The organism is Lapidilactobacillus salsurivasis (assembly GCF_054785215.1).
This window is the reverse complement of sequence record NZ_BAAABI010000015.1, coordinates 14,185-28,748: the sequence shown is the minus strand read 5'-3', so window position 1 is coordinate 28,748 and position 14,564 is coordinate 14,185. Positions and strand designations below refer to the sequence as shown.

Genomic DNA, 14,564 nt, shown 5'->3' with positions numbered 1-14,564 from the left:
CCGAGTTTTGAGATTTTCGGCGCACTTCCGAAAAGCTCAAAATCGTGCCCGCCGCGTTCCACCACCCCCAGCCCGACCTGGAGCCCCACCACATCTGCCATCCACCAACGCCACGCGCAGCGCAAGCCGCGGCCAACCAACTTTTACCAGCCAAAGCAATCAAAGAACTGATCAGCCTAACTGCTTGACCAGTTTTTTCATGAAGGGAACACTGATGTGGCCACATTCTGACCATGAGCAATTCGTTATAATGTGATTTCCCCAAAGCGATGTCATGACTTCTTCGCAGGGCTGTAACCTTCTCGTAAAGGTTACTATGTTATACTGCGAAAGTAATAAGTCATGGGAGTGTACAATTTGAAAAAACGCAATCGCACATTATTCGTAGGCGCAGCCGTGCTTTTATTAGCCGGTCCAGTGATGGCTCAAGTCGGAACCGTTCACGCTGATTCAGTTTCAGAGGCGCAGTCCGCAATTTCCAGTAACAAATCGAAAAAAGAAAAATTGATCGCCGAAATGAATGAACTCCAAAGCAAAGTTTGGAGTTTGGACAAGAAGGTCGTGGCGAAGAACCAGGCAATCGCCAGTGTCACTTCTGATATCCAAGCGTCACAGAAGCGTTTGGACGAAATCGCCGGCGAGATCAAAGAAACGCAGATCGAATTGAAGAACCGGCGGACGGTTTTGAAAAATCAATTGGTCGAATTGCAAAAGCAATCTAGCAATAGTGTTTCTGGCAATGTTTACATTGATTTTGTTTTAAGTAGTGATGGTTTCACCGAATTGTTATCCCGTTCTTTCGCGGTGGGCAAGCTGAATAAGGCCAACCAGGAAGCAATGGACGCGGTCAAAGAGTCCGAGAACAAATTGCAAGATCTGAAGGACGAACAAGACAAGAAACAACAGGCTTTGGTTGACAGCAAAGCGCAATTGGTCAGCGACAAGGCTGATTTGGTTGAAGCGCAGAAGGCGGCCAGTGTTGCGGTTGCCAAGTTGCAAACCGAAGTCACGGCGAACCAGGATCTTTTGGAAAACTTGCAAGTTACCTTGAAGTCGGCACTTTCCGAAGCAGCCCAAGAGAAGGCGAACAAGGCTGCGGCAGCTGCGGCCAAGGCAGCTCAAAAAGCGGCCAGCTCGGCAACTAACAGTTCCACAAGTTCAAGTAATTCCAGTTCAAGTAATGTCAATTCTGGCAGTTCAACTGGGACACCGAATGTGACTCACACCGGCAACAACCCTTATTCATGGGGTCAATGTACTTGGTACGCTTACCAACGGTCCGGTTGGGCTGGCGGTAGCTGGGGCAATGGCGCCGATTGGGGCAATAGCGCGCGTGCGGCTGGATTCACGGTCAACAATACGCCAGCGGTTGGCGCGATCGTTAGTTTCGCTGCCGGTCAATCAGTCGGCGGTCAATGGACAGCTGACGGCCAATATGGCCACGTCGCTTACGTAGAATCTTACAACGCCGCGGCGGGCACGATCACGATCTCGCAAGGCGGGATGGGCTTCTCATCACCAAGCGGTCCTAACTTGCAAACGATCAGCAACGTTGGCGCCTACACTTACGTTCACAGCCCTTACTAAATGTGCGATCATGATTTTTCCAGCGTTTGACTAAGTTTTTCCCTAAGCTAAATAGTTGATTGAGGCTCAGCAGGATCTCTGTTGGGTCTTTTTGCGTGGGTGCCAGTGGTGTCGATCAATTCCTGCAAACGTTTTAAAATTAAAAGGTTTTTCATTTATTTGGTCATGTAAACGGTTGATTTGCCGTTCGTCAAGACTTTTTTAAGAATTCTCTAAAGAAAAATAACAATGAAGATCGTTGCTAGAGTAGGCATCTGGACACAGTGTTACATTGGTGTAATATAAGTCACATGAACTTTGACTCGCTGTAACAGTCGTGTAATAGTTCCCATGCTATAATGCGCTTTGTAATTAAGTTATGGGAGTGTACAAATTTGATGAAGATAACGAAGCGTATTGTGGTTACTGCAGCGGCTTTGATTTTAGCCGCACCAACATTTATGGGTGTCAATTCAGTTAGCGCCGACAAAGTTTCCGAAGCAAAGAGTTCACTGGCCAGCAAGAAGAGCGCTGGCAACAATCTGCTATCACAATTGAATGAGCAACAGAACCAAGTTGCCAAACTGACCAATGAAGTTTCTGACAAGATCCGCGAAATCGCGGCAGCCGAGAAGAAGATCACGACGGTCACAGCCAGCATCGAGACTTCTGACAAGCAGATCGCCGCTGCTAAAGAAGAATTAGCTAATCGCAAGTCTGTTTTACGGGCACAAGCGAAGAACTTACAAGCGGAATCTTCTAATAGTGTTACCGGCAACATTTACCTTGATTTTATTTTCAGCTCTGATTCGATCAGTGATGCAATGTCCCGGTTGGCTGCGGTCAAGAACTTAGGCGACGCCAACAAGGAAGCGATGGACGCTGTCAAAGAAGCAGAAGCCAAGATCCAAGATCTACGTGCTAAGCAAGCGGCTCAGAAGTCAAGCTTGGTTACCATCAAAGCAACTTTGGTTAATGAAAAAGCTGCCCTTGATAACAAGAAAGCTGACGCTGAATCAGCCCAAGAAGCTTTAACTAAGAAGATCGAAGACAATAAGTCAGAAATCGCAAAATTGCAAAGTGAATTGGCTTCCGCAACTGCTGCAGCGGCTTCGCGGGTCGCAACGACTTCCGCATCTGTGGCATCGACAACCCGTCGGTCAAGCAGTTCAAGCAATAGCTCAACTTCAAATAACTCAAGCTCTAACTCAAGCAACTCTGGCTCAGCTAGTGTTTCCGTTAGCGGTGGCTCGATTGCTTCTAACGCTGCTAAATACATCGGCGTACCATATGTTTGGGGCGGTTCATCACCTGCGGGCTTTGACTGTTCAGGGTTGATCTACTATGCGGCTCGCCAAGCTGGTGTTTCCTTGCCACGGACAGCCCAAGCGATGAGCTCATTAGGCTCATATGTTTCCATCGGTAGCTTACAAGCTGGCGATTTGGTCTTCTGGGGTGGCGTTGGTTCTGCGTACCACGTTGGCGTTTACGTTGGCGGTGGGCAGTACATCCACTCACCACAACCTGGCCAATCCGTTACTTATCAATCAATCAGCAACTGGTCACCAGCCTTTGGTAAACGGCTTTAATCCATAGCCGCGACCGCTATTCTCCATTCTCCATAACTTAACTTTGACTTGATTACGACATCGTCTGCGGACGGTGTCTTTTTTTTAAACGTGCTCACCGACCCAGTGCTTTCCGCTTAGCTACGTAACTGTTGTGGGAGCAAAGTTCAGCTCCCAAAACAGTTACTAGGCTAATGCTCAAGCACTACCCGGGTCGGCTCGCACTCTGATTTTGAAACGTGCTGCGCGCAACTGACTTCTGTGCTTAGCTACGCAAAGGTTCTGGAAGCAAAAAGCGGCTTCCAAAACCTTTGCTAGGCTAATGCTCAAAGTCAACCCGTTGCGCTCCGCACTCTGCTTTTGAAACGTGCTCACCAGCCCAGCTTCTTGCGCTTAACTACGCTAGGCTTCCGGAGGCAAAGACCTGCCTCCAAAATCCTAGCTAGGTTAATGCTCAGAAGCTAACCGGGCTGGCTCGCGCTCTGGATTTTGAAACGTGCTGCGCGCAACTGACTTCTGCGCTTAGCTACGCAAAGGTTCTGGAAGCAAAAAGCGGCTTCCAAAACCTTTGCTAGGCTAATGCTCAAAGTCAACCCGTTGCGCTCCGCACTCTGCTTTGAAATAAAGCGCTTCGTTTTTTCCAAGCAGGAATTTGTTAAATACGTTATAATGGAAGCTGTAACATTGGTTTGAGATGCACACTTGGAGGTTGGGACAATGTCACCAAGTCAAGAGAATTATTTGAAAGCGATCTATGAGTTGAATCATGATCAACGGAAGATTACGAATAAAAATATTGCCGACATTTTGCAAGTTAGCGCGCCATCGGTCACGGAAATGCTGACGAGTTTGTCCAAGGAGAAGCTGGTCAGTCACACGCCTTATAATGAGATTTCGCTAACGGATAAGGGGCGGGAGATCGCCACGAATTTGGTGCGGCGTCATCGGATCTGGGAGGTGTTCCTCCACGATAAGCTGGATTATAATATCGGCGAGGTGCACGAGGCCGCCGATGTTTTGGAACACGCCACTGATGGGATGCTGATCCAGCGGCTGAACGAATACTTGGACGCACCTGAGCGCTGTCCGCACGGCGGGATCATTCCCGGCAACGCGGAGGAAACTGATTCCGACGATCAAGTCTTGGTCGATATTTCGGATGGCACCACCGTTCAGATCAAGCGAGTCATTGATAATCACGAATTCTTGGCCTATTACCAAAATCTAGGTCTGCCATTGGGTACGGAGATGACCGTTTTGCGTCATGAACCCTTCGAAGGTCCGATTGTGGTGCGCACCAACGCCGGCGCGACGATTCCAGTCAGCTTCAAGTCGGCCAGTTATATTTTTGTAAATCAGATTTCTGCACCGGAGTCCTAGCTGGCACCGGGCTTTGCTTGCGCCGGGTTTTGGGCGCAAGCATTTTTTCTTTTTGAGGTTGTTGTGGGAATTGTTTTGGCTCTTTGAACTGATTTGGAACGGCGGTGTTCTATTCCTGAATTTTTGCCTGATGGCAGGTATGCTGAGTCTAGATGTGGACGCAACCGGCTGGGACTGCTGTTGCGGACTGGAACGTGGTGGGCATCGTTTGAAGCCAATTCCAAAAGCGGGAATTGTCTTCAAATCGAGCCTTGTCCTAAGCGGCAAAGCCGCCAAGGACAATTTCACCACTGAGCCGCGCAGTCTCAGCCGGTTGCTAGGCAGAATTGCGCCTATCTGCAATCGAAGGCGAAGGATTTGACGAAGTGCTTTTGCAAGTGTGGTGGTCAAAACAATTCCCACTTTTTTGTGGTGGTACGGCAATGCCAACGGATTCCGAAAGTCTGGGATCGGTTCTTGAACCTGCGCTTGATTGCAGGCGTGGTGGGTTTCGATGGGGACGCAACCGCCTCAGGACGTTTGTCGTGGCTAACGCGGTGGGCGTCGTTTGAAGCCAATCCGCAAAGAGCGCGGCTTGTCTTCAAATCGAGCCTTGTCCTAAGCGGCAAAGCCGCCAAGGACAATTTCACCACTGAGCCACACGTCCTGAGGCGGTTGCTAGACGGAATCGAGCTTATCTGCAATCGAAACTGGATATTTGACGAAGTGCTTTTGCAAGATAGAGGTCAAACAATTGCCCTTTTTGTAGTGGTACGGCAACATCAACTGATTTGAATTAGAAAGTCGGTACATTCGGTATCGCAAAAAAACTTGCACACTCAAGCGGGTGTTGATTGGAAATCAGCCAATTTGTTTGGGTCACCAAGAATCTACTATAGTTCATCAGACAGATTGTACTGGTGTCACCAATTTAATACTTGTGACCACCAGCCACGGTCGTCAACTGCGGGGCTCCCCATCAATTGACCATAGCTTGCCAATTGGCGTGAGTGCTCAAACGACTGTTAAAACGTTGAGCGGCTGGAGCGGAGAAATTCGGGGTGAGATCGCCGTGAAATTGTCCTTGGCGGCTCTGCCGCTTAGGACAAGGCGCAGATTTGAGATTTTCGGCGCCCTTCCGAAAAGCTCAAAGTGACGCCCACAGCGAGCTCACCCCGAATTTCGCAGCGCAAGCTGCGGCCAACCTACTTTTCCCAGCAACCGGAGAAATCCTCACGAAAAGCGGGCGCTCGTAGCGCTGCTACGAGGGTCATTTATGGTGACAGGCCGGTGGTGCAAGGCCGCCGATGAAATTTAAACTTTTCTTCACTTTTTCTATTGACAGTCGGGTATAAGTCTTGTAAAGTAGCGGCATTGGCTTAGTTCTCAAGTGATGCAGGTTGTGCCCGGAAATAATGGAATGACCTGACAGACAAGGGAGCTTTTTTCATGCGGTGGCGCGGGTGGAAACAAGCCCAAGGGATAGTTATGCTGGAGGAAGATAAAATGCGGTTAAATGCAAGAAAGCGGAGTGCCATTTCGATGGCCGGGTTGCTGATCACCATTGGGATCGTTTATGGTGATATCGGAACTTCGCCGCTTTATGTAATGAAAACCATTATCGCTGATAATGGCGGTTTGAATACGGCCTCACGTTCGATGATTTTGGGTAGTATTTCTTTGATATTCTGGACGGTCATGCTGTTGACGTCGATCAAGTACGTGATGATCGCGCTGAAGGCGACGAATCATGGCGAAGGCGGGATCTTCTCGCTGTACGCGTTGGTGCGGCGGCGGAAGAAGTGGCTGATCTACCCGGCGTTGATCGGGGGCGCGGCGTTGCTGGCGGACGGGATGTTGACGCCAGCGGTTACGGTGACCACGGCGATCGAGGGCTTGAAGGGCATCAAGTTCAACGGCGTGGAACCGGTCAAGTCGCAGACGGAAGTGATCATTATTACGGTGATCATTTTGTCATTCTTATTCTTGATCCAGCGTTTTGGGACGAAAGCAATCGGTCGGGCGTTCGGTCCGATCATGTTCATTTGGTTCCTGTTCTTGGGGATCAGTGGCTTGTTGCATATGACGGCGGATCTGTCGATTTTGCGGGCGCTGAATCCATATTACGCGATCAATTTGTTGTTCTTTAACCCGGATAATCATGTGGGGGTCTTCATTCTCGGGAGCGTCTTCTTGGCGACCACCGGGGCGGAGGCGCTCTATTCGGACGTGGGCCACGTGGGGCGGGTCAATATTTACGGGAGTTGGCCGTTTGTTTTCGTCAGCTTGATGTTGAATTACCTGGGCCAAGGGGTCTGGGTGATGAACAACGCGAACAACGCGGCCCTGGCTAAGGACGCGACCTTCAATCCCTTCTTCGAAATGTTGCCTGGTGAGTGGCGGCTGGTCGGGATCGTTTTGGCGACCTTAGCGGCGATCATTGCGTCCCAGGCGCTGATCACCGGGTCTTACACCTTGGTTTCAGAAGCGGTACGGCTGAAGTTCTTCCCTCGGATGAAAATCGTTTATCCCACGGAAAAACACGGTCAGATCTATATTCCTTTAGTCAATAATATTTTGTGGATCGCTTGTTTGGGCATCATCGCTTATTTCAAAACTTCGTCACATATGGAAGCGGCATATGGTTTGGCGATCACGGTGACCATGCTGATGACCACGCTTTTGCTGTATCAATTCTTGCGTTTGCGTAACGTGAAACTGATTTGGGCCGCGTTGATGGTGGTCTTCTTTGGGATAATCGAGGGGATGTTCTTGGTGTCTTCCTTGGTCAAATTCGTGCATGGTGGCTATGTCACCGCGATCATTGCCGGTGTGATCTTGCTGGTGATGTATATCTGGTATTACGGCAATCGCATTCGCGACCGGGAAGAATATCGTTCGGCCTATGTCAGTCTGGACGATTACAAGGATCAACTCAGTCGCTTGAGTAATGATGAAGGCTTGCCGACTTACTCCGATAATGTGGTTTACATGGCGAAGGTCAAGCCAGGCAACAAGGTCAAGCGGGAAATGATGTACTCGATCTTGGATAAACGGCCAAAGCGGGCCAAGGCTTACTGGTTCGTGACGGTCAATGTGACTGACGAGCCCTACACCGCGGAATATAGTGTGGATACTTTGGGCACGCGGAACGTGATCAACGTGCAGCTTTACCTTGGTTTCCGGCGGGAACAGCGGGTCAATGTCTACTTGCGGGCGATCGTGCACGAGATGATCGAACGGGGTCAGATCGATCCGCAACCGAAGAAATATACCACCATTGTCGGTCGGGATGTGGGCGATTTCAGTTTTGTCATTGTGCAAGATGTGATCTCACCGGCAACGCAGATCAAGTCCTTCGAACGGACCATGATCCAATTGCGGGTCGGCCTGCAAAATATTACCAGCAATCCGGCCTCTTGGTTCGGCCTGGAATTCGCCGATGTGGTCGTGGAAAAGGTGCCGCTGATTTTGGGCAAGTCCGATCGGATCAGCCTCCGTTATTTGGATGAAGACGAAGCCGCGGTGCGCTACGGCAAAACCTATCCGGAAGCGGCCGCAGCAGCGGCGCAAATCGCGCATCATCATCACCATCACCACGAACATGATGGCATCACCGGCGAGCCGGAACACAAAGTGCCGCGCCAACCGCTGCCCCATGAACCCAAGGATCAGCAGTATGACGATCAGTAAATTCTAGTGATTCATCGCAACTAGAATAACCTAGTAAAAATTCTAGACCCGTAAAAATCAAAAAAGTCTGTGTCGTCAAGTAAAATTGACGATGCGGACTTTTTTGATGTCCAGGAAACTGCTGGGCTCTAGCCGCCGCTGTTCATCTAGGAATGACGGGAGCACTTTTGAGTTGAAGTACCGCTAATCTTGACCGGAAATTGGGGGGCTGGGCAATCTTTTCTAACTTTTTATCATTATTTCTCATTATTTCACATCAAGCCATCATGATTTGTGGTATGGTACTGATAATAACTAATCATAAAAGTGAGGCGGTTTGATCATGACACATGAAATCGATCAACAACAATTACAGGCGTTTCGGGATAACTTTAGCGCGGCGAATTTAACGGTGGCCCAACATGCGGCGATGCGTAGCGGTGTTTTGGAGGCTAGCTACAATCCTGAGGTGGCGGTGCGGCTGAATCGGACTTTTTCCGTGGAGGTAGAAACTGGTGGCGTGACCAATCAGAAGCAATCGGGACGTTGCTGGCTTTTCTCATTATTGAATACGTTGCGTCACAGTTTTGCGCAAAAATACAAGGTTAAGGACTTTGAGTTGTCCCAATCTTATTTGTATTTCTGGGATAAGGTGGAAAGCGCCAATATTTTCTATGACAATATTCTGCGGACGGCGGATCGCCCTGTTGATGATCGGGAAGTCGCCTTTTATTTGGCCGGCCCCGGTCAAGACGGCGGGCAGTGGGCGATGGCGGCCAGTTTGGTCAAGAAGTATGGGGTGGTGCCCCAAGCGGCGATGCCGGAAACTTTTAACACCAACGCCACTGCCGGTTTCGGCGCGGCCTTGGATTTGAAGTTGCGGCGCGATGCTGCGATTTTGCGCGAGTTGAAGAACGGCGGCGCGACCGCGGGCGAGATCAATGCCCGGCGGCAAACCTTGTTGAGCGAGGTTTATCGCATGACGGCGGTCGCGGTCGGCGAACCCCCAGTTTCCTTCGACCTAGAATATCGCGACGATGATAAAAAATATCATCGAGTAGCTGACTTAACGCCTCAAGCCTTCTTCACCGACTATTTCACCATGGACCTGGATAATTATGTCGTGCTGACCAACGCGCCGGATAAGCCGTTGGATCGAGCGTACCGACTGCCCGCCGAAGAAAATGTGGTCGGCGGCTTGCCGATCATTTTCACCAATGTGGCGATGGCAAGTTTGCGCCGCGCGGCGATCGCGCAATTACGCGACGGTGAAACGGTGTGGTTTGGCAATGATGTGGGCAAGCAAAGTGAGCGTAAAGAAGGATTATTGGATCCGCAGTTACATCAAGTCGATCAACTATTTGGCGTCGATCTGAGCTTGAATAAGGCGGATCGATTCCGTTACGGTGAGGCCGAAGTGACGCACGCGATGACCTTGACCGGGGTCGATTTGGTCGCTGATCAGGCGACGCAGTGGGAGGTTGAGAACAGCTGGGGTGATGAGGTTGGCGCCAAGGGTTATTTTGTGATGAGTCCGGCCTGGTTTGACGAGTTTACCTATGAAGTTGTTGTGCAGCGTAAATACTTGACTGCTGCCGAGCTTGCGGTAGCTGATGGCGAGCCGATCGTCCTGCCTGCTTGGGATGGCTTGGCCTGACCCGCCCTTGATGCGGCTGTTGTGAAAAGCTGGTTGGTCAAAAGTAGGATGCCCGCAGCTTGCGCTGCGAAATTCGGGGTGAGCTCGCTGTGGGCGCTGTTTTGAGCCAATCCGCAAAGTGCGCGGCTTGTCTCAAAATCAGGCCTTGTCCTAAGCGGCAAAGCCGCCAAGGACAATTTCACGGCGATCTCACCCCGAATTTCTCCGCTCCAGCCGCTCAACGTTCTAACAGCCGTTTGAGCACTAACGCCAACGAGCAAGCTATTGTCAATTGATGGGGAACCACGTAACTGACGACCGTGGTTAGTGGTTACAAGCTTTAAATTGGTGACACCAGTGCAGTCGGTCTGATGAACTAATGCAAGTTCTGGATGAATCGGCTGGATCGGTCGATTTCACCGAGGATTATTAAGGAAACAAGTAGAGACTGTTCAGTCCATGCAAAATGTCCCGACTACCTAATCCAAATCCGTTGGTGTTGCCGTACCACCTCCAAAAGTAGATTGCCCGCAGCTTGCGCTGCGCGTGGCGTTGGTGGAGGGCAGATGTGGTGGGGCTCCAGGTCGGGCTGGGGGTGGTGGAACGCTGCGGGCACGACTTGAAGCTTTTCGGAAACCCACCGAAAATCTTCAAGCTCGGCCTTATTGTAGGCGATAAATCGCCAACAATAATATCGCGGCTGACTCACCCCCAGCCCGACCTTCCGCCAGACGAGTAAGCGAACCACCAACGCCACGCTCCGCTCCAGCCGCTCAACGTTTTAACAGCCGTTTGAGCACTCACGCCGACTGGCAAGCTATGGTCAATTGATGGGGGACCACGCACTTTACGACCGTGGGTAGTGGTCACAAGCTTTAAATTGGTGACACCAGCGCAGTCGGTTTGATGATCAACCTAGTTCTCAGCGAATCAACTGAATCGGCCGATTTCCAACCATGAATCGTTCAGGAAACAAGTAAAGATGTTCAGCCTACACAAAATGTCCCGACCTTCTAATCTGAATCAGTTGGCATTGCCGTACCACCCCAAAGGAGGGCAATTGTTTGACCTCTATCTTGCAAAACCACTTCGTCAGATATTCAGCTTCGATTGCAGATAAGCTCAATTCTGCCTAGCAACCGGCTGGGACTGCGCGGCTCAGTGGTGAAATTGTCCTTAGCGGCTTTGCCGCTTAGGACAAGGCTCGATTTGAAGACAAGCCGCGCCTTTGCGGATTGGCTTCAAACGACGCCCACCACGTTCCAGTCCGCAACAGCAGTCCCAGCCGGTTGCGCTCACGCGCAATACCCACCCACACCTGCATTCAGCGAAGAGTCAAACAATAGAAGCGAAGAACAACAGCAACGAATGCCAACCAAGCACACAAAAAGGCCGCTGGGCGAACAGCGGCCTTTTCATTGGGTTGTAAATTGGTTATAATTTTGGAGCCAGAATTAAGTTAGCGTTTCGGGAAGTGCGCCAGACCAACATTGCCGCCTAGTTCTTCTTCGATCCGCAGGAACTGATTGTACTTCTCGACCCGTTCGCTCCGTGCCATTGAACCGGTCTTGATCTGACCGGCATTCATCGCGACCGCGAAATCAGCGATAAAGGTATCGCCGGTTTCACCAGAACGGTGAGAAATCATGGTGGTGTAACCATTTGCCCGGGCCATTTTCATGGTGGCGATGGTTTCGGTGACGGTGCCGATTTGGTTCAGCTTGATCAAGATCGAGTTGGCCACGCCTTTGTCGATGCCTTCCTTGAATATCTTTGGATTGGTGACGAAAATGTCGTCGCCGATCAGCTGGATTTGTTTGCCTTGAACATCAGTTTGCTTCTTGAAGCCGTCCCAGTCGTGTTCGGAGAAGCCGTCTTCGATGGAGATCAAGGCAGGATATTCGGCGACGAGTTTTTGGTAGTAGACTAGGAGTTCGTCGGAGTCGAGTTCCTTACCTTCGAAACTGTATTTGTGCGTTTCGTCGGAGTAGAATTCGCTGGAGGCGGGGTCAATGGCGATGCCGATTTCGCTACCAGGTTCGTAGCCGGCTTCTTTGATGGCCCGATACAGCATTTCGATGGCTTCCTCGGTGCTGCTTAATTTCGGCGCGAAGCCACCTTCGTCACCAACCGCGGTTTCATAGCCTTCCTTAGCCAAAACTTTCTTCAAAGTGTGATAAATGTTGGCGATTTTTTCCATGCCATCCCGGAAGCTGGTGCGCTCGATCGGGGTGATCAGGAATTCTTGCACGGCGATGCCTGAGTCGGCATGAACGCCGCCGTTGATGACGTTGAAGAATGGTTGTGGCAATTCCAAATCAACGCCGCCCAAGTAACGATACAATGGCAAATGTTTGCTGGCGGCGGCTGCGCGAGCGGTTGCCATGGAAACGCCTAAAATCGCGTTGGCGCCGAGGCGGGCCTTGTTTGGGGTGCCGTCTAAGTCGATCATGATTTTATCGATTTCCGCTTGTTGGCAAGGATCTTGGCCAATCAGTGCTTTCTTGATTTTGCCATTGACGTTGGCCACTGCCTTGAGCACGCCTTTGCCCATGAGCCGCGTGCCGCCATCGCGCAATTCAACGGCTTCGCGATCGCCGGTGGAAGCGCCTGATGGCACCTCGGCCCGCCCCAACGTGCCGTCGGACAGAATCACATCGGCTTCGATGGTCGGATTGCCCCGCGAATCAAAAATCTCCCGTGCTTTAACATTTTCAATTACTACTGTCATGCTAGTTCCCCCTTATTTTTTTAATGACATGTTCGCCGACTCTTTGTGCTAAAAATGGCATAAAAAAGACGCCTGCTCAAACCATACGAATTGACCACGATCACCGTGGCAACAGTATCATTCAAGCAGGCGCCATCAGCTTTTCAGCGGTTGTCGGGAGCACCATCCCGTTCATTCGCTCTTAAATTACCACGAATTTCACGAATTGTAAAACAAAGGGACTCACCCTAGTAAAAAGTAAGGCGCCGCTGACCAATTTGCCCAATTTCCTGAGAAAATCGGCAGTGGCGGCGGTTTTCGGCCGGTGTGGCTTGCGACCAAAGTGAAGCCCACGATCAAGAAACCGTTAGTTCCCATAAAATATCCAAAAAAAGCCGGCAAAAGCTTGCATAAAATGAAAATATGCAAACGCGCCGACCAGGAAAAAACGAAAATAGTGAGGACCGATAATGGAAATAACTTTTGTTCAGGCAACGGCGGCGGATCTGCCGCAAATCGTGGCCATTTATAACCAAGCAATCCCCGGGCATCGAGCCACCGCGGATTTGGCCCCGGTGACGGTGGCGCAACGCCAGGCTTGGTTTGCGGCGCATGATCCGCGGCGGCGCCCACTTTGGCTGCTGATCGCGGCGGGCCAAGTGGTCGGCTGGGTCGGGTTGGAGGATTTTTATGGGCGGGCGGCATACGCGCGCACTGCCGAAATCAGTCTCTATTTGGCCGATCAAGCGCAAGGCCAGGGGGTGGGGCAGCAGGCGCTGGACTTTGTTGTGACGCAGCTGCCGCGCCTGGAAGTCACCACATTGCTGGCCTATGTTTTCGGGCATAACCAAGCCAGTCAGCACCTTTTTCGCAAAAACGGCTTCACACCGTGGGCCCATTTGCCTGGCGTGGCGCTACTGGCGGGTCGATCGCGGGATTTAGATATTCTCGGGCGGCATTTCACTAGTGGGACTAAACCCCAAGATCAGCCAGAATGAGTCGAACTCGTTGCGCCAGGGTTTCCGCACTGGTAAAGAGCCGTTCGTGCTCCGTCTCCAATTGATCGTGGGCTTGCCACCACTGGGTCAATTCCACGCGGCCAAAAGAGCTGGCGTTTGCCTGCGTGGCATGACGCCGCACCGTTTCGGCGAAAGACAGGTCGAAATAGTAAACCAAAGGTGGTGTGGCAAAGGTTGCGCTAATATCTTGCAACATTTCCCCATAAACCGATTTTTTCAAGATTCCTTCCAAAATAACATAGCGACAATTTTGACGGCCAAATTCCGCCAAGTCCCGAATCAACGCCAGCGCCAAGTTGCCGGATTTGTCCGGCGCGTGCAGCATATCGCGGCGCACCACATCTTGCGGGATCAACAACGTCGCCGCCGGTTGCAAGGCCAGCTGCAATTGCTGCGCCGTCGTCGTCTTCCCACTGGCCGAATTTCCTCGAATAATAATCAATTGCGCGCCCATCGCCATTGCCTCCACCACCATGGTTCCCGCCCAAAGCCCTCATAAAAATAATTTTATTATAGCACATTTTTACCAGCACGCTGGCGGCCGACCCGCACACGCGAACGCGAGAAATCTTCTGACTCCGAATGGCGCTTATTCGGATGCTCTGTGCGAATAAGCGCCATTCGGAAATTCAGTCCCATGGTTAAAATCATTGCTACCGAAAAAATGCCTGCCCATAAGTCTGACCAAATGTGCATAAGATGTGCACACGAACTTTCGATTCGAAGCAACCGCACGCAAAGAAAAACCCCTAAATGCTGTTTTACCAACATTTAGGGGCGTTAATTTAATAATATAAAGCCTCTGGAAAGCCGCTTGCCGGATTCGAACCGGCGACCCCCACCTTACCATGGTGGTGCTCTACCTGCTGAGCTAAAGCGGCAGTCTCTTAATTTAACACAATTAAAATCATACCGAGAAATCGCAGTGTTGTCAACAACTTTTGAAAGTAATTTATGGCTATCTTCGAACCCTGGGCTATTTTGAAAAAACCAGTCGCTGGTTTTTGGCTGTTCGCTTGATGGCAGGTGCGGTG

At 50.8% G+C, this 14,564-nt stretch carries 14 protein-coding genes, 1 tRNA gene, 1 pseudogene and 1 riboswitch; of the genes and pseudogenes, 11 read left to right on the top strand and 5 right to left on the bottom strand.

What is annotated here, in order from left to right; all coding sequences use genetic code 11:
- The first annotated feature begins 357 nt into the window (after positions 1-357).
- The 9 genes and pseudogenes from ACYVSB_RS12330 to ACYVSB_RS12290 all read left to right on the top strand — a co-directional run bounded on the left by ACYVSB_RS12330 (position 358) and on the right by ACYVSB_RS12290 (position 9,822).
- On the top strand, positions 358-1,587 hold the full coding sequence (locus ACYVSB_RS12330) for a CHAP domain-containing protein (protein WP_461219619.1): 1,230 nt from the start codon (positions 358-360) through the stop codon (positions 1,585-1,587).
- Positions 1,588-1,964: 377 nt separating this feature from the next.
- The gene (locus ACYVSB_RS12325; RefSeq protein WP_125601901.1) at positions 1,965-3,155 is read left to right on the top strand and encodes a C40 family peptidase; all 1,191 of its coding nucleotides are present in this window, start codon (positions 1,965-1,967) and stop codon (positions 3,153-3,155) included.
- A 696-nt stretch (positions 3,156-3,851) separates the two neighbouring features.
- The gene (locus ACYVSB_RS12320; protein ID WP_461219618.1) at positions 3,852-4,514 is read left to right on the top strand and encodes a metal-dependent transcriptional regulator; all 663 of its coding nucleotides are present in this window, start codon (positions 3,852-3,854) and stop codon (positions 4,512-4,514) included.
- Positions 4,515-4,722: 208 nt separating this feature from the next.
- A complete protein-coding gene (locus tag ACYVSB_RS12315) occupies positions 4,723-4,875 on the top strand; it encodes a hypothetical protein (RefSeq protein ID WP_461219617.1) in 153 nt (50 codons plus the stop codon).
- Entirely contained in the window at positions 4,872-5,288 is a 417-nt protein-coding gene (locus ACYVSB_RS12310; RefSeq protein ID WP_461219616.1) for a hypothetical protein, read from the top strand. The genes ACYVSB_RS12315 and ACYVSB_RS12310 overlap by 4 nt, the downstream gene beginning before the upstream one ends.
- 79 nt (positions 5,289-5,367) lie before the next feature.
- A complete protein-coding gene (locus ACYVSB_RS12305; protein ID WP_461219615.1) occupies positions 5,368-5,649 on the top strand; it encodes a hypothetical protein in 282 nt (93 codons plus the stop codon).
- Entirely contained in the window at positions 5,612-5,749 is a 138-nt protein-coding gene (locus ACYVSB_RS12300; RefSeq protein ID WP_461219614.1) for a hypothetical protein, read from the top strand. The genes ACYVSB_RS12305 and ACYVSB_RS12300 overlap by 38 nt, the downstream gene beginning before the upstream one ends.
- Before the next feature lie 250 nt (positions 5,750-5,999).
- Positions 6,000-7,982, top strand: a pseudogene (locus ACYVSB_RS12295) (KUP/HAK/KT family potassium transporter); the annotation flags it as partial.
- Positions 7,983-8,508: 526 nt separating this feature from the next.
- Positions 8,509-9,822 carry a C1 family peptidase gene (locus tag ACYVSB_RS12290; RefSeq protein ID WP_461219613.1) on the top strand — a complete coding sequence of 438 codons (1,314 nt, stop codon included), beginning with the start codon at positions 8,509-8,511 and terminating at the stop codon, positions 9,820-9,822.
- Here ACYVSB_RS12290 and ACYVSB_RS12285 read toward each other — a convergent pair.
- Positions 9,723-10,082: a hypothetical protein gene (locus ACYVSB_RS12285; protein WP_461219612.1), complete on the bottom strand. Its 360-nt coding sequence runs from the start codon at positions 10,080-10,082 to the stop codon at positions 9,723-9,725. The genes ACYVSB_RS12290 and ACYVSB_RS12285 overlap by 100 nt on opposite strands.
- A 424-nt stretch (positions 10,083-10,506) precedes the next feature.
- Positions 10,507-10,671, bottom strand: a complete 165-nt coding sequence (locus tag ACYVSB_RS12280) for a hypothetical protein (RefSeq protein WP_164511217.1) — start codon at positions 10,669-10,671, stop codon at positions 10,507-10,509.
- A 240-nt stretch (positions 10,672-10,911) separates the two neighbouring features.
- Here ACYVSB_RS12280 and ACYVSB_RS12275 point away from each other — a divergent pair, with 240 nt between their 5' ends.
- Positions 10,912-11,241, top strand: a complete 330-nt coding sequence (locus ACYVSB_RS12275) for a hypothetical protein (protein ID WP_461219611.1) — start codon at positions 10,912-10,914, stop codon at positions 11,239-11,241.
- A 19-nt stretch (positions 11,242-11,260) separates the two neighbouring features.
- Here ACYVSB_RS12275 and eno read toward each other — a convergent pair whose 3' ends face one another.
- The gene (gene eno / locus ACYVSB_RS12270) at positions 11,261-12,532 is read right to left on the bottom strand and encodes a phosphopyruvate hydratase (protein WP_461219610.1); all 1,272 of its coding nucleotides are present in this window, start codon (positions 12,530-12,532) and stop codon (positions 11,261-11,263) included.
- Between the two features lie 119 nt (positions 12,533-12,651).
- Positions 12,652-12,711, bottom strand: a riboswitch (Fluoride riboswitch).
- Positions 12,712-12,981: 270 nt separating this feature from the next.
- Between eno and ACYVSB_RS12265 the strand changes: the two genes are divergently transcribed.
- Positions 12,982-13,509: a GNAT family N-acetyltransferase gene (locus tag ACYVSB_RS12265; protein WP_125601924.1), complete on the top strand. Its 528-nt coding sequence runs from the start codon at positions 12,982-12,984 to the stop codon at positions 13,507-13,509.
- Here the strand turns inward: ACYVSB_RS12265 and ACYVSB_RS12260 are convergent.
- Together ACYVSB_RS12260 and ACYVSB_RS12255 are read right to left on the bottom strand one after the other, a co-directional pair.
- On the bottom strand, positions 13,484-13,990 hold the full coding sequence (locus ACYVSB_RS12260) for a kinase (protein WP_164511218.1): 507 nt from the start codon (positions 13,988-13,990) through the stop codon (positions 13,484-13,486). The genes ACYVSB_RS12265 and ACYVSB_RS12260 overlap by 26 nt on opposite strands.
- A gap of 348 nt (positions 13,991-14,338) precedes the next feature.
- A tRNA-Thr gene (locus tag ACYVSB_RS12255) sits at positions 14,339-14,411 on the bottom strand.
- Positions 14,412-14,564: the final 153 nt, after the last annotated feature.

Excerpts from the sequence above, each read along its gene's own strand:
- ACYVSB_RS12290 (WP_461219613.1), top strand. The coding sequence starts at position 8,509 with ATGACACATGAAATCGATCAACAACAATTACAGGCGTTTCGGGATAAC.
- ACYVSB_RS12265 (WP_125601924.1), top strand. The coding sequence starts at position 12,982 with ATGGAAATAACTTTTGTTCAGGCAACGGCGGCGGATCTGCCGCAAATC.
- eno (WP_461219610.1), bottom strand. The coding sequence starts at position 12,532 with ATGACAGTAGTAATTGAAAATGTTAAAGCACGGGAGATTTTTGATTCG.
- ACYVSB_RS12320 (WP_461219618.1), top strand. The coding sequence starts at position 3,852 with ATGTCACCAAGTCAAGAGAATTATTTGAAAGCGATCTATGAGTTGAAT.
- ACYVSB_RS12260 (WP_164511218.1), bottom strand. The coding sequence starts at position 13,990 with ATGGCGATGGGCGCGCAATTGATTATTATTCGAGGAAATTCGGCCAGT.
- ACYVSB_RS12325 (WP_125601901.1), top strand. The coding sequence starts at position 1,965 with ATGAAGATAACGAAGCGTATTGTGGTTACTGCAGCGGCTTTGATTTTA.